This window comes from Glutamicibacter sp. B1 (assembly GCF_039602135.1).
Classification (GTDB): domain Bacteria; phylum Actinomycetota; class Actinomycetes; order Actinomycetales; family Micrococcaceae; genus Glutamicibacter; species Glutamicibacter ectropisis.
Map to the genome: position 1 here is coordinate 2,136,605 of NZ_CP125942.1, position 12,823 is coordinate 2,149,427.

The window sequence follows — 12,823 nt, forward strand, 5'->3', positions numbered from 1 at the left end:
GATGAAGGACAAATAGAGTAATGGCTCGAAAGAAGTCTGAAGAGATTCCAGAGGATTTCGTTGAAAATATCGTCGACATTGACGTCACCAATGAAATGGAATCCTCCTTCTTGGAGTACGCCTACTCCGTCATCTATTCGCGCGCGCTTCCCGATGCTCGTGACGGACTAAAACCAGTACAGCGTCGCATCCTCTTTCAAATGTCCCAGATGGGACTTCGCCCAGAAAAGGGCCACGTTAAGTCGGCTCGTGTCGTGGGTGAAGTGATGGGTAAATTACATCCACACGGTGACGCGGCGATCTATGATGCGATGGTTCGCTTAGCCCAAGATTTCTCGCTGCGACTTCCGCTCATCGACGGTCACGGAAACTTCGGTTCACTCGATGATGGACCGGCGGCTCCGCGTTACACTGAGGCACGTTTGGCTGCCTCCGCTGTGGCAATGACCGCGAACTTGGATGAAGACGTCGTGAACTTCATTCCAAACTACGACAACCAATTCACACAGCCAGAAGTACTGCCGGCCGCGTTCCCTAACCTGTTGGTTAATGGAACCACCGGTATCGCAGTGGGCATGGCTACGAATATGGCACCCCACAACCTCGTCGAGGTCATCGCGGCAGCACGCCACCTGTTACTTGAACCCGAAGCTACTGTCGAAGAACTCATGAAGTTCATTCCTGGCCCCGATTTGCCATCGGGCGGTAGCATCATTGGTCTCGATGGTGTCAAAGATGCGTACCGCACTGGGCGCGGCTTGTTCCGTACCCGTGCAACGGTCGCGTTGGAGAAAATCTCAGCGCGTAAGTCGGCGCTGGTGGTCACCGAGCTCCCTTACGGGGTGGGCCCTGAAAAGGTGATCGAGAAGATCAAGGATGGTGTGAACAACAAGAAAATCGTTGGCATCTCAGATGTCGTCGATTTGACCGACCGGCACCATGGTCTGAAGTTGGTTGTTGAACTGAAGAACGGCTTCAACCCAAATGCTGTGTTGGCAAGCCTCTACAAGTTCACCCCGATGGAAGATTCCTTCGGCATCAACAACGTGGCACTGGTCAACGGCCAGCCACGAACCATGGGACTGCGTGAGCTACTCACCGTCTATGTCGACCACCGAATTGACGTGGTTCGCCGACGTACCGTGCACCGTTTAGCAAAGCGTGAAGACCGCCTGCATTTGGTGGAGGGCTTGCTGATTGCCATTGTTGATATCGATGATGTCATCGCTATCATCCGCTCCTCAGAGCAGACCAATGAGGCCCGTGAACGGCTGATGACAGTCTTCGATCTGAGCGAGCCACAGGCCAACCATATTCTCGAATTGCGCCTACGCCAGCTGACCAAGTATTCAAAACTTGAACTGGAGACTGAAGCAGAGCAACTGCGCGAAGAAATCGAGAAGTTGCGTGCCATCTTGGAATCGGACCAGTTGTTGCGTTCTGTCGTCTCCGACGAGTTGGAAGACATGGCGGAAACCTTCGGTACGCCACGTCGTACGAAGCTACTCAAATCTGCTCAGCTCGCACCACTCAAGGGCACCGCGTTGCCTGAAGCTGTGGGTAGCGGTAAGCAAGCCAAATTGGCAATGGAAATTTCAGACAGCGCATGTTGGGCATTGCTCTCGGCTACCGGTCAGATCGCGCGAACGAATGATCGCAATGCGCTGGACTTCACGTCTGCACGAATCAAACACGACGTGCTTCTCTCGCAGGTCCCGTCCAGCGCACGTGGTGAAATCGGTGCCTTGACCAGCACCGGTCGCATCATTCGCATTTCGTTGATTGACGTTCCAGTTCTTCCCGAGTCGCATGGCTTCCCGCAGCTAGCCCAGGGCGTTTCTGTCGCTGAATTCTTGAAACTGCCAAAAAACGAAACAGTAATCGCTCTCGTGCCATTAAACGAGGTACTGGCCATTGGCACTCGAAATGGTGTCGTCAAGCGAGTCACGCCCGAGTACCCGCTGAATCGTGACGAGTTTGAAGCAATTACCCTCAAGGATGACGATGTGGTGGTGGCCGCTTCGGTGGCCGGCGAAGACGACGAATTAGTCTTCCTCACCCGTGGTGCACAGTTGCTTCGCTTCCCTGCCTCCGCAGTGCGCCCTCAAGGTCGCACCGGTCGAGGCATGGCCGGAATCAAGCTAGGCGCCGACGACCATGTAATTTTCTTCGGTGTCGTCCCGTCTACGGCACAGAATGCTGTGGTCGCCACGATTGCTTCTGGATCGCAGACTTTGCCTGGCACCTCGGGCCAGTCGGTCAAGCTCACCGATTTTGCCGAGTTCCCGGCAAAGGGACGTGCTACGGCCGGCGTACGTGCTCACCGCTTCGTCAAGGGCGAAGACCACCTGCAACTCGCTTACGCTGGGCAAGGACCGGCACGAGCTAGTTCTACTGCCGGTGTGGTTCGGGCACTGCCTACCGAGTTCGCGAAACGTGATGGGTCCGGTGCCCCGCTGGCACAGTCCATCAATATCCTCGGCGGATCCCTGAGCCCTAGCCAAGTCCCTGCAACGACAACGCCGCAGGACTCTACCGCTGAACCGCTTGATGCTCCAGTTTTGGATCAGCGTCCCAAGGTTGCTCCTGAGTTCAACCCTGGCGAAGATACCTTGCCATTCGATGATGGCGGCGTAATCCTCTAAAAAGGGGTTCTCACTGAAAGGTGCTGTGGCGGATCTACGGATCAGCTACAGCACCTTTTTGAGTTAATGGGTCATGCCGACCTTGGCGCCAAGGTCGATACACGTGTCGCAGCTAGAAGCCAATCGTTCATCGTGGGTAATGAGCACTACCGTGCGCTCCTTCAATGCCAGACGCAAGGTATCGATCAATTCAGCGGCTTCGTCCACTCCCAAATGCGCTGTTGGCTCATCAAGTAATATCACTTGGTGTCCACCGAGTATGGCTCTCGCTACGGCCATTTTGCAGCGTTGACCGCCTGAAAGGTTATGCCCGCCCGAACCGATCTTAGTATCGAGTCCTGCTGGCTGAACCTGGTACCAGGTGTACAGTCCTACTTGCTTAAGCACCTGAATCAAGTCACTATCACTGCGTTGTTGTCCTTCGGGAACGCCTAGCATCAGGTTGCGTCGGATTGAGGAATCGAAGAGATGCGCTTCTTGTGGGCACCAGGCTACCGAGTTCAGCTCAGTATCTTGAATCGGCTGGCGTTGCCCCGTTTCATCAAGAACGTTGAGTTCTCCAGAACGCACAGGCAACGCTCCAAGTAGTGCGGTGAGCAGCGTGGATTTTCCTGAGCCCGAGGGTCCAACAATAGCGGTCCACTGGTTCGGCTCAATTTTAGCCGTGAGACCTTCAACGACATTTGGTCCATGGCCATATCCGAGGTTGAGGTTCTTCAGTTCAAATCCGGTGACTTGGGCAGCTGGCTCTGTCGCGTTTTTGCTGTCCTGATTTTCGTTTCCTTGGCTAGCAAGCCCATGACGTTCTAATTGTCGGGTCAGCTGTTTCAATGCTTGCCCCTGCTGGACAGCCACCAGGGCGTTTGCCGCGCTATCCCCTAGGGCAAGACTGAGCAGCACCGCTAATGCCGTCAAGGATGCAGAGCTATGTGATACCGAGGTCATGACGATGGCCATGACCACGGTCAGCAACACGGCGAGCGCCGACGCACTTCCCTGGCCTAGGGCGTGAGTTCGCGCATCCTTGGTATTTTTTTGCTCCGCACCGTGCACTGACCCGATGGCTGTCTCCAAAGAACCGTTGATGCGGAGCGCAGATTTGTGTCGCAAGATGCTCAGAATTGATTGGTTCATGGTCATTCGGTGGTTCATCTGGCGCACTAAGTGTTGCCCTTCGATCCTTTGAACCAGCCAACGAACAGGGAATACTAGCAGTATCCCAACGATCACGGCGCACCATCCGAACTCTGGTTGGATGAGGAACAAGGCAATTGTGGACACGACCCACAAAGCGATCGCGGAAGGGGGAGGGAAAACGACGCGTGCCAGTTGATCGCGTAGTTCATCGACCTCCGCCAAGAGGAATCTTAGGACAACGGATGACCGGCTAAAGAGTCCCCAGCGAGCAGGGTCAGCAACCATAGCGTTCCAGATCTTCTCACGAAGTTCCCCGGCGTAGCCAAGGACCGCATCGTGGATGGCCAGTTGCTCTAGGTATCGGAAGGCAGCTCGACCTATGCCCAGCGCACGCACCATGACAAAGGCGACGCTCAAATGAAGGATGGGTGGTTGGTAGCTTGCCTCGACGATCAGCCAACCGCTGAGCGCTGCCAAAGCGACCGCGCACACGATGCTAATGGTTCCCCACACCACCGCTTTGGTGGCACTTCGATAGTTTTTCAGCAGTTCACGACGCGGGTTGAACTTATTCTTGCTGTCTTCAATAGTTGCGAAATCTTGCAGTGAGTCGTTAATAGCAAGAACATCGTCGCGGGCAGACCACGAGGAATCCAAGGATGTGGGGTTCTGGTTTCCCTGTGCACTGTTGAGCAACGGATCGTGGCTGGCAAGGAGAACGGCGCAATGTGGTGGGAGCTCGCCGAGGATCTGGCGAACCTCCGCAGCGTTCTTGCCGTCGAGGTGTGCCGTTGGTTCATCTGCTAGGAGCAGGCTGCAGTTGGATTCGCTCTCCAAACGCAGTACTGCGCGCAGAACTTCTAAACGGCGCAGTTCACCAGGCGAATACTCGGCAATCTTGTGTCCGAGCATACGTTGCATAGAAAGGCGCTGCGCTAGCTGAGCTATCCGTTCAGGTTTCGCGTTAGGGATATCTTGGGCTAATTGATCTTTGCCGGTTTCCGCGTCAAATCGTGGATGCTGGCTGATCATGGCAATTGATCCGGAGATGCGAATGCTGCCCTGAATCAATTCTGGGTCAAAGGCATTGTCACTGCTAATGGCTTCGGCAATCACTGCCAGCAATGTCGTTTTGCCGGTGCCACTGGCCGTGGAGATGATGTGTCGCTCCCCCGGGCCCAGGGTGAGGTTGAAGTTCTCGTAAATTGGTTTGTCATGGACGTAGCCCACACGGAGATTCTCAATTTCCAGAATCTTGGTTGATTGTTCCTGTGCGTTGGCAAATACCGGAATTTGCGGAGCAACAGCCGTGATTGTCTTATATCGCTGGTACGCAGCGAGTCCGTCATCAGCAGCATGGTAAGCCGAGCCGACTTCACGCAGTGCTGAGAAAAGCTCGGGTGCCAGGATCAGGATGGTCAGCCCGGCAGATAGCTCGATGGAACCGTTAACCAGTCGGACACCAATAAAGACGGCTAATACCGCTACGGACAGTGTTGAAATGAGTTCTAGCCAAAAACTAGACATGAAGACGGTTTTTAGATTTGCCATGGTCGCGGTTCGGTACTTCGCGCCGACCTGCGCGATAGCGTTACCCTGTTGGAGAGCACGCCCCAACCCAAGTAGCGCTGGCAGGCCCTGGGCGAGTTCATAGAGTTGGTTAGCTAAGCGATCCAGTGATGATTGTGATTCTTTGAGTGTTTCTTGAGTGTGCATTCCGATGAGGGTCATAAATACCGGGACCAAGGGAATGGTTAGCACCAGAATGACTGCGCTAATCCAATCCAGTCGCAAAATGTAGATCCCCAAGAGCAAGGGAACCGCGGCGGCTCCGATCAGCGCAGGAATGAATTTCGTGAAGTAATCGTCCAACTTCTCAATGCCGTGGCTGGCCAAAGTGGCCACCATGGGAATCGAATTTTGTGTTGCCGGAATGATGCTCGGATGAGCGGCTTCGGAGCGTAGTAGCCGTAGGCGCGTTCGTTCTTTGGCTCCCAGGCCCATACGCCGGGACCCCGCGTTCAATCCCCAGGCCGCAAGTGCCCGCAAGATGGCGCCAACTCCTGCAAGATACAGAAGCTGCGCTTCGTTCTCGACACCGGATGCCATGTTGGCAATCCAAGTTCCCAGTGAGTATGCAACGAGTACCAGCCCCAAGGCCTTCAAGATTGAAAAGCACGTCAGTACTGCAAATTGTCGTGGGGAGATCAATTCTTTGGGAAGAAACCTTGGGGCTGGCATATCTCGTCTTTCAGGAATGGTTTGGTTATTTGACGATTGACTTCACGCGGTGCGACTCGGGAATGTGTTCTTCACGAAGTCGTTTACGGAATACCCAATAACTCCAGGCTTGGTACGCCAAGACTAGTGGTACACCAAAAGCAGCCACGATGCTCATCAGCTTGAGTGTGTACGGAGTGCTTGAGGCTGTTTGTATCGTGAGGTCAAAGGCCGAGTCCAGGGTCGATGGCAAAACCACTGGGAATGCGGCAATGAAAATTGCCGCTACTGCTGCCAACATCGTGACACCCAAGGCGATGAAGGAGATTCCTTCTTTACCGGCTCGTCCGGTCAGCCCTGCGACGCCGAGTGCGATCACCGACAGCACGAGGCACAGCCAGGCAATTGCTGATTCGTTACTTGCGATCACCCAAACGGCCCAGAGCAGCAGGGGCAGTATTGCCACCGGCATCCAACGCCCCACGAGCTTGCCGGCTTCTTCACGTACCGGTCCGTCGGTTTTCAACCGTAGGAACGCTAAGGCATGAACCCAGCAGAATGCCACGACGGCGATTCCTCCGAGCACCGCATGCCATGTGAGCCAGGCGAACGGTCCTCCCACCCGGTCCCCGTTTTCGTTCAGTGGTAGCCCCAAAGTAGTGGATGCAAGCATTGCACCAACACCGAAGGCGGCAACCAGAGAACCGAGGCCGAGGGCGAGGTCCCATGCTTTTCGAGTCGGCGCAGTGATCGCCTTGCCACGATATTCAATGGCGACTGCGCGGAAGATCAGCGCGATCAGTACAAGGGTCAGCGGGATATAAAGCGCCGAGAACAGTGAAGCGTACCAGTGTGGGAACGCTGCAAATATGGCACCTGCGGCGGTGATCAACCATACTTCGTTGCCATCCCATACCGGACCAATGGTGTTCAGTAGCAAACGCTTTCGCTTTTCGGTGTTTCGGCCAAGGCCAATGAGCATGCCCACGCCGAGGTCGAATCCCTCAAGAAAGAGGTAGCCACACCAAAGTACTGCAATGACAATAAACCAGAGCGTTGGTAGCCATTCCATGGTTTTCTCCTTCGTTCGTGTGGCTAGTAAGCGAATGCCAAGACGTCATCGTCGTCATTGTCATCGTGTGTTTTGGAATGAGTGGAATCTTGATGCGTCTCGGACTCCAGTTCTGGCATTGCCGAGGCTACGCCACCGCGGATATAGCGTGTGAGCAGCACCAGTTCGACTACGAGCAGAACCGCATAGATAGAGGTGAGTGCGATCAGTGAGAAGAGGAGTTCGCCAGCGCTGACGGTCGGTGAGACTGACGCTGCGGTGTACATGAAGACCTGGTCTACACCGCCCATTTGAGGGTTGGGTGCCACAGTGAATGGTTGCCGTCCCATTTCTGTGAAGATCCAGCCGGTGGCATTGGCGCCGAAGGGAGCGGCAATACCCAAGACAGCGAGTCGGGAGATCCATTTGTTATCTGGAACGGTTCCCTTACGGGTAATCCATAGGGCAATCGCAGCAGCTACTGCGGAGAGACCACCGAAAGTGATCATCAATCGGAATCCCCAGTAGGTAACTTCCATGACAGGTAAGTAGTCGATTTCCTGACCGGCGTACTGGCCGAAGGATTCATCTTGCGGGTAGTACTTGCCGTATTTCTCTTGGTACTCAGGAATCAGCGTATTGACGCCTTTGATTTCTGTGGTGAAGTCACCGTTAGCCAGGAATGACAGGATTCCAGGAATCTCGAAGACTGCGACTACATCATCACAGTTCGTGGCACCGTGAGCTGTGATATCTCCCAACGACAATACTGAGAAGCCCGTGCCGTCGTGACAAGCAGCTTCAGCGGAGGCCATTTTCATAGGTTGTTGTTCAAACATGAGTTTGGCCTGTTCGTGACCGGTCAACGCCACGCCAAGGAATGCGACTACAGCGACGCTAGCGCCGATGCGCAAGGACTTGATCCAGACCTGGTAGTCGGTCTTGTCACGCTTCTTGCCTAGGCTCAAGTCCTCCCCAACAATGACTCTTCCGTTGGCGTCTACCGTGTCGATTCCTTCTTTACGGCGACGGTAAAGGTGGAACCAAGAGATGCCGAGGAGAAAACCTCCGGCGACGGCAAAGGCACCGAATAGTGTGTGAGGGAAGGTGATGAGTGCAGTGTTGTTGGTAAAGACTGCCCATGCATCGGTCATTACGGCGCGACCGTCAATGAGCTCGGTACCGACTGGATGTTGCATCCATGAATTAGCAACAAGAATAAAGTATGCCGAGAGCATGGTGGCCAATGAGGCGCACCAGATGGTTGCCAGGTGCAGGCGCTTAGGCAGTTTCTTCCAACCAAAAATCCATAGGCCTAAAAAAGTGGATTCTACGAAGAATGCAAGTAGTGCTTCCATGGCCAGGGGTGCGCCGAACACGTCGCCCACGTAGCGGCTGTATTCGCTCCAGGCCATTCCGAATTGGAATTCCTGAACGAGCCCAGTAGCCACACCCATGATGAAGTTGATCAAAAACAGCTTGCCCCAAAATTTGGTCATCCGCAGCCAGTGCTCGTTGCCGGTGCGGTGCCAAATGGTTTGCAACACGGCAACCGTTAGTCCTAGACCGATGGTCAAAGGGACCATCAAGAAGTGATAGACCGTGGTTATGCCGAACTGCCAACGGGCAATTTCCAGTGCATCCATTGAATCCTCAATTTATCGCGTGCGGAGACCGATCAAGACTTTTCTACGCAACGTAGAAATGCCTTCAGGTATCACAATAGACGATTTCGACAGCTTGTAGAAGTCGAAACCTAGAGATTCCACCCACATTATAAAAACCTAGTTACCACGAATGCGAGAGGTGGGAATCCGCAGAATTTTCACAGGATACGAGGCTGCTCATACACGCAGGTGAGCGCCGTACTTAGAGCCGAGCTCGAGATTAAATCGACACGAATACCTCACACTTTTACGCGTCGTAGAAATATTGATCAAAAATCGCTACAATTGGTGTCTCAAGCAGTGTGCTCGGGTCTAGCTACTCGAGTATTCGGCGACAGTACTAAAGCAAGTGAGGTAAGACCTAGTGGCCAGCCTTGGCGATCTAGAACGTTCCGTCATGGATCTGCTGTGGGATTCCACAGAACCGCTCACCGCGAACGATCTTCGCGATGATCTCGCGGCACTTGGCACCGATGCGAAAGAACTCGCAGTAACCACGGTGCTGACCGTGCTTGCACGCCTTGAAAAGAAAGGGCTAGTTGAGCGCGAGCGCTCGAGCCGCCCACATCGTTACGCAGCTTCTTCTTCGCGAGAAGACCACACCGTCGGTCTGCTCAACGAAGCGCTGGGTACTGCACAGGATCGCGAAGCTGTACTTGCGCGATTCATTGGCGGTATTTCGGCGGATGAAGCAGCTTCACTGCGTGCTATCTTGGACTCTGTAAAGTCCGCATAATTTATTCAAACTTCGGGGACTGAGTGCTTCTCACCTCATATTTCCTTGCGGCGTTGGCCATCGCATTAGCGTGGCCGACGCCGTTGGCCTTATCAAAAGCTAAATGGACCACCCGTGCACCGGTCCAAGCCGTACTCCTCTGGCAAGCCATCGCATTAGGCGGTGGTCTATCCATGATTGGCTCGATGCTGGTTTGGGGTCTCACGCCACTGGGTGATGACCTAATTTCGGCGTTGCAAGGTGGCTGGCGCCTGCTCACTGGTGATCCGAGCGTCGCCTATCCCGGGGTTGTTCATCTTTTTGCCTTGAGCACGGCATTCCTCTTCGGATTCCATTTGGTTCTGACCTTGATTCGCGCCGCATGGCGGACTTCAAGACAGCGAGCTAAACATCGACAGCTTCTGCGGTTGTTAAGTAACCCATCGGAGACTCGACCAAATACCCTAGTCATTGACCACGATATGCCCGTAGCCTATTGCGTCCCCGGGATATCGCAATCCGTTACTGTTCTATCTCGCGGCCTGATCACGCAACTTACTGCTGAAGAACAGCAGGCAGTGATTTCCCATGAACGCTCGCATCTGGACCAACGCCACGACTTGCTGATCCTAGCCTTCACGGCATGGAATGAAGCCTTGCCTTGGTTGCCGACCTCGAAGCTGGCTCTTGAAGCAGTGCGTCAACTAATTGAAATGCTGGCCGACGACAAAGCACTAGAGAAGGTGAACCGGCAGACGCTGCTCAAGGCGATCATCACGGTTGCCACGGCAGCTAGCGATGTCGATAAAGTGTCATCAGCCAACAACTCCTCGAACGCAGAACTAGTTGGCATGCCCGGCGGTGAAGTTTCGTCTCGGCGTCTCCAACGACTATTGACTCCGGTTGCACCACTCAAGCCTTTGCCTCGATATCTGGTCTTGACCTGCACAATCCTTTTACTTGTTTGCCCTACGGTTCTTCTCGTAGCGCCTCGCTTGTTGACCTGGTGATTGTTCCCTAGATTTCTAGCATTAAAGTGTGAAGCCGTTGGCATGGGCAAAAGAGCCCGTACCAACGGCTTCAGTTTTGATGACTAGACGTCGATCCGTTCGCGTTCCAAGTCATCTGCGCCATCAATGATGAATTTCTTACGTGGCGCAACGTCAGATCCCATTAGCAAATCAAAGACTTCCTCAGCAGCCTGCGCATGGTCGATACCAACGCGACGCAACATGCGGTGACGCGGATCCATGGTCGTCTCGGCCAACTGATCAGCATCCATCTCGCCTAGACCCTTGTAACGTTGGATCGGCTCCTTGTACCGTCTCCCGTCTCTCTCCAGCTGAGCAAGTAGCTTGTTCATCTCGGATTCTGAATAGGTGTAGACCACTTCATTTTGTTTTGAGCCAGGATTGATCACTTCAATACGATGCAACGGTGGCACGGCCGCATAGACCCTGCCATGTTCAATCATTGGCCGCATGTACCGGTAGAAGAGCGTGAGCAACAACGTACGGATGTGCGCACCATCCACGTCAGCATCGGTCATGAGAATAATTTTCCCGTATCGAGCTTGCTCAATATCAAAGCTTCGTCCCGAACCAGCACCAATCACCTGGATCATGGCTGCGCATTCGGCGTTGGAGAGCATATCCGAAATTGAAGCCTTTTGAACATTCAGGATCTTGCCTCGGATCGGCAACAACGCCTGGTACTCACTTGAACGCGCAAGGCGTGCCGTACCGAGCGCGCTGTCACCCTCGACGATGAAAAGCTCAGACTTTCCCACTTCTTTGCTACGGCAATCCAGCAATTTAGTCGGCAACGTCGAGGACTCCAACGCGGTCTTGCGACGCTGAGTTTCCTTGTGCATACGCGCAGAAACACGAGATTTCATCTCGTTGACGACCTTCTCCAACAAAGTGGAGGCCTCTGCCTTTTCGGCGCGTTTAGTTGAGCCCAAGCGCTCGTTGAGCGCCTTCTCGACCACCTTAGACACAATCTGACGCACCTGAGGGGTGCCCAAAATTTCTTTCGTCTGTCCTTCGAACTGCGGTTCAGCAAGACGCACAGTGAGCACTGCTGTCAAACCAGCGAGAACATCGTCCTTCTCAAGCTTGTCCTTCTGACCAAATTTGAGCTTGCGGGCGTTGGCCTCCACATTTTTACGGAAGGACTTAAGCAGGGCTTGTTCAAACCCGGCGCTGTGCGTGCCACCTTTGGGAGTGGCGATAATGTTGACGAAAGTTCGCAGGGAGGTGTCGTACCCAATCCCCCACCGCAAGGCCACATCCACTTCGCAGACTCGCTGGACATCTTCGATATGGCTACGACCGTTGTTGTCGATGACTGGAACTTTTTCGTGGAACGAGCCGCTTCCTTGAAAACGCCAAATATCAGTAACTGGTGAATCACTGCTGAGGTAGTCAACGAACTCGCTGATGCCGCCATCGTGCTGGAAGATCTCCTCATGTGGACCTTCAGCTCCAGGTGTACCCGGCAAGCCGCGTTCATCACGCAGGGTAATTCGCAGGCCAGGGACTAAAAATGAGGTTTGACGAGCGCGGTTCTGCAGATCTTCATAGGAAAACTTCGCATCTGGCGTGAAGATATGGTCATCGGCCCAATACCGGATACGTGTACCGGTGACTCCGCGTTTGGCCTTACCAATGATTTCTGGCGGAGTCGCCGATTCATGTGGAGTAAAGGTTGCGTCAGCCTTCTTGCGACCCTTGTCTGTAAATTTTCCGGGCTCCCCACGACGAAATTGCATGCCGTAAGTCTTGCCACCACGATCAACTTCTACATCCAAACGCGCGGAAAGTGCGTTGACGACCGAAGCACCCACACCATGGAGTCCTCCAGAAGCGCTATATGATCCTCCGCCAAACTTACCGCCGGCGTGAAGTTTCGTGAACACGACTTCCAGTCCGCTCAGCCCCGTTTTAGGTTCAACATCCACCGGAATACCGCGGCCATCGTCTTGAACCTCAACGGATCCATCGGCGTGTAGTACTACACCAATGGCTTGGCCAAAACCGCCCAGCGCTTCGTCAACGGAGTTGTCAATGATCTCCCAGAGGCAATGCATAAGACCCCGGGAGTCGGTGGATCCGATATACATACCGGGACGTTTGCGCACAGCCTCTAATCCTTCGAGGACCGAGAGATGTCGAGCGTTGTAATTGTCGGATGAAGCCACTGGGCCTTTGTCTCCTACCTACATAAGAAAGAACGTCGTGAGTCCTATTCTAATCGTTAATGTGTTCGAATATTGGCTATTGTCCACCGGCAGCGTGCGGTACAGATAGCTATGACCTTATCCACATCTACTACGCGGTGAGCGAAAGACACCCCTTTTCGGGATAAAGTCAGAGCCCGAACTGGT

The 12,823-nt window shown here is 53.9% G+C and carries 7 protein-coding genes; 3 read left to right on the forward strand and 4 right to left on the reverse strand.

The window, feature by feature from the left end:
- The first annotated feature begins 20 nt into the window (after positions 1–20).
- A complete protein-coding gene (locus QMQ05_RS09960) occupies positions 21–2,645 on the forward strand; it encodes a DNA gyrase/topoisomerase IV subunit A (RefSeq protein WP_345469649.1) in 2,625 nt (874 codons plus the stop codon).
- 63 nt (positions 2,646–2,708) lie between these two features.
- Here the strand turns inward: QMQ05_RS09960 and cydC are convergent, their stop codons facing one another.
- From cydC to QMQ05_RS09975, 3 genes are read right to left on the reverse strand one after another with little or no spacing between them, the layout of a single operon-like run.
- Positions 2,709–6,023, reverse strand: a complete 3,315-nt coding sequence (cydC, locus tag QMQ05_RS09965; protein ID WP_345469651.1) for a thiol reductant ABC exporter subunit CydC — start codon at positions 6,021–6,023, stop codon at positions 2,709–2,711.
- A 25-nt stretch (positions 6,024–6,048) separates the two neighbouring features.
- A complete protein-coding gene (cydB, locus tag QMQ05_RS09970) occupies positions 6,049–7,074 on the reverse strand; it encodes a cytochrome d ubiquinol oxidase subunit II (protein WP_345469653.1) in 1,026 nt (341 codons plus the stop codon).
- A gap of 23 nt (positions 7,075–7,097) precedes the next feature.
- The gene (locus QMQ05_RS09975) at positions 7,098–8,699 is read right to left on the reverse strand and encodes a cytochrome ubiquinol oxidase subunit I (protein WP_334122257.1); all 1,602 of its coding nucleotides are present in this window, start codon (positions 8,697–8,699) and stop codon (positions 7,098–7,100) included.
- Between the two features lie 385 nt (positions 8,700–9,084).
- On the opposite strand from QMQ05_RS09975, the gene QMQ05_RS09980 reads away from it, so the two are divergent.
- Positions 9,085–9,456, forward strand: a complete 372-nt coding sequence (locus QMQ05_RS09980) for a BlaI/MecI/CopY family transcriptional regulator (protein ID WP_058254633.1) — start codon at positions 9,085–9,087, stop codon at positions 9,454–9,456.
- 23 nt (positions 9,457–9,479) lie between these two features.
- Positions 9,480–10,445, forward strand: a complete 966-nt coding sequence (locus tag QMQ05_RS09985) for a M56 family metallopeptidase (RefSeq protein WP_345469656.1) — start codon at positions 9,480–9,482, stop codon at positions 10,443–10,445.
- 83 nt (positions 10,446–10,528) lie between these two features.
- On the opposite strand, the gene QMQ05_RS09990 is transcribed toward QMQ05_RS09985, so the two are convergent.
- The gene (locus QMQ05_RS09990) at positions 10,529–12,637 is read right to left on the reverse strand and encodes a DNA gyrase/topoisomerase IV subunit B (protein ID WP_345469658.1); all 2,109 of its coding nucleotides are present in this window, start codon (positions 12,635–12,637) and stop codon (positions 10,529–10,531) included.
- Positions 12,638–12,823 lie beyond the last annotated feature (186 nt).

Coding starts and splice junctions, on each gene's coding strand:
- QMQ05_RS09960 (WP_345469649.1), top strand. CDS start 21: ATGGCTCGAAAGAAGTCTGAAGAGATTCCAGAGGATTTCGTTGAAAAT.
- cydC (WP_345469651.1), bottom strand. CDS start 6,023: ATGCCAGCCCCAAGGTTTCTTCCCAAAGAATTGATCTCCCCACGACAA.
- cydB (WP_345469653.1), bottom strand. CDS start 7,074: ATGGAATGGCTACCAACGCTCTGGTTTATTGTCATTGCAGTACTTTGG.
- QMQ05_RS09975 (WP_334122257.1), bottom strand. CDS start 8,699: ATGGATGCACTGGAAATTGCCCGTTGGCAGTTCGGCATAACCACGGTC.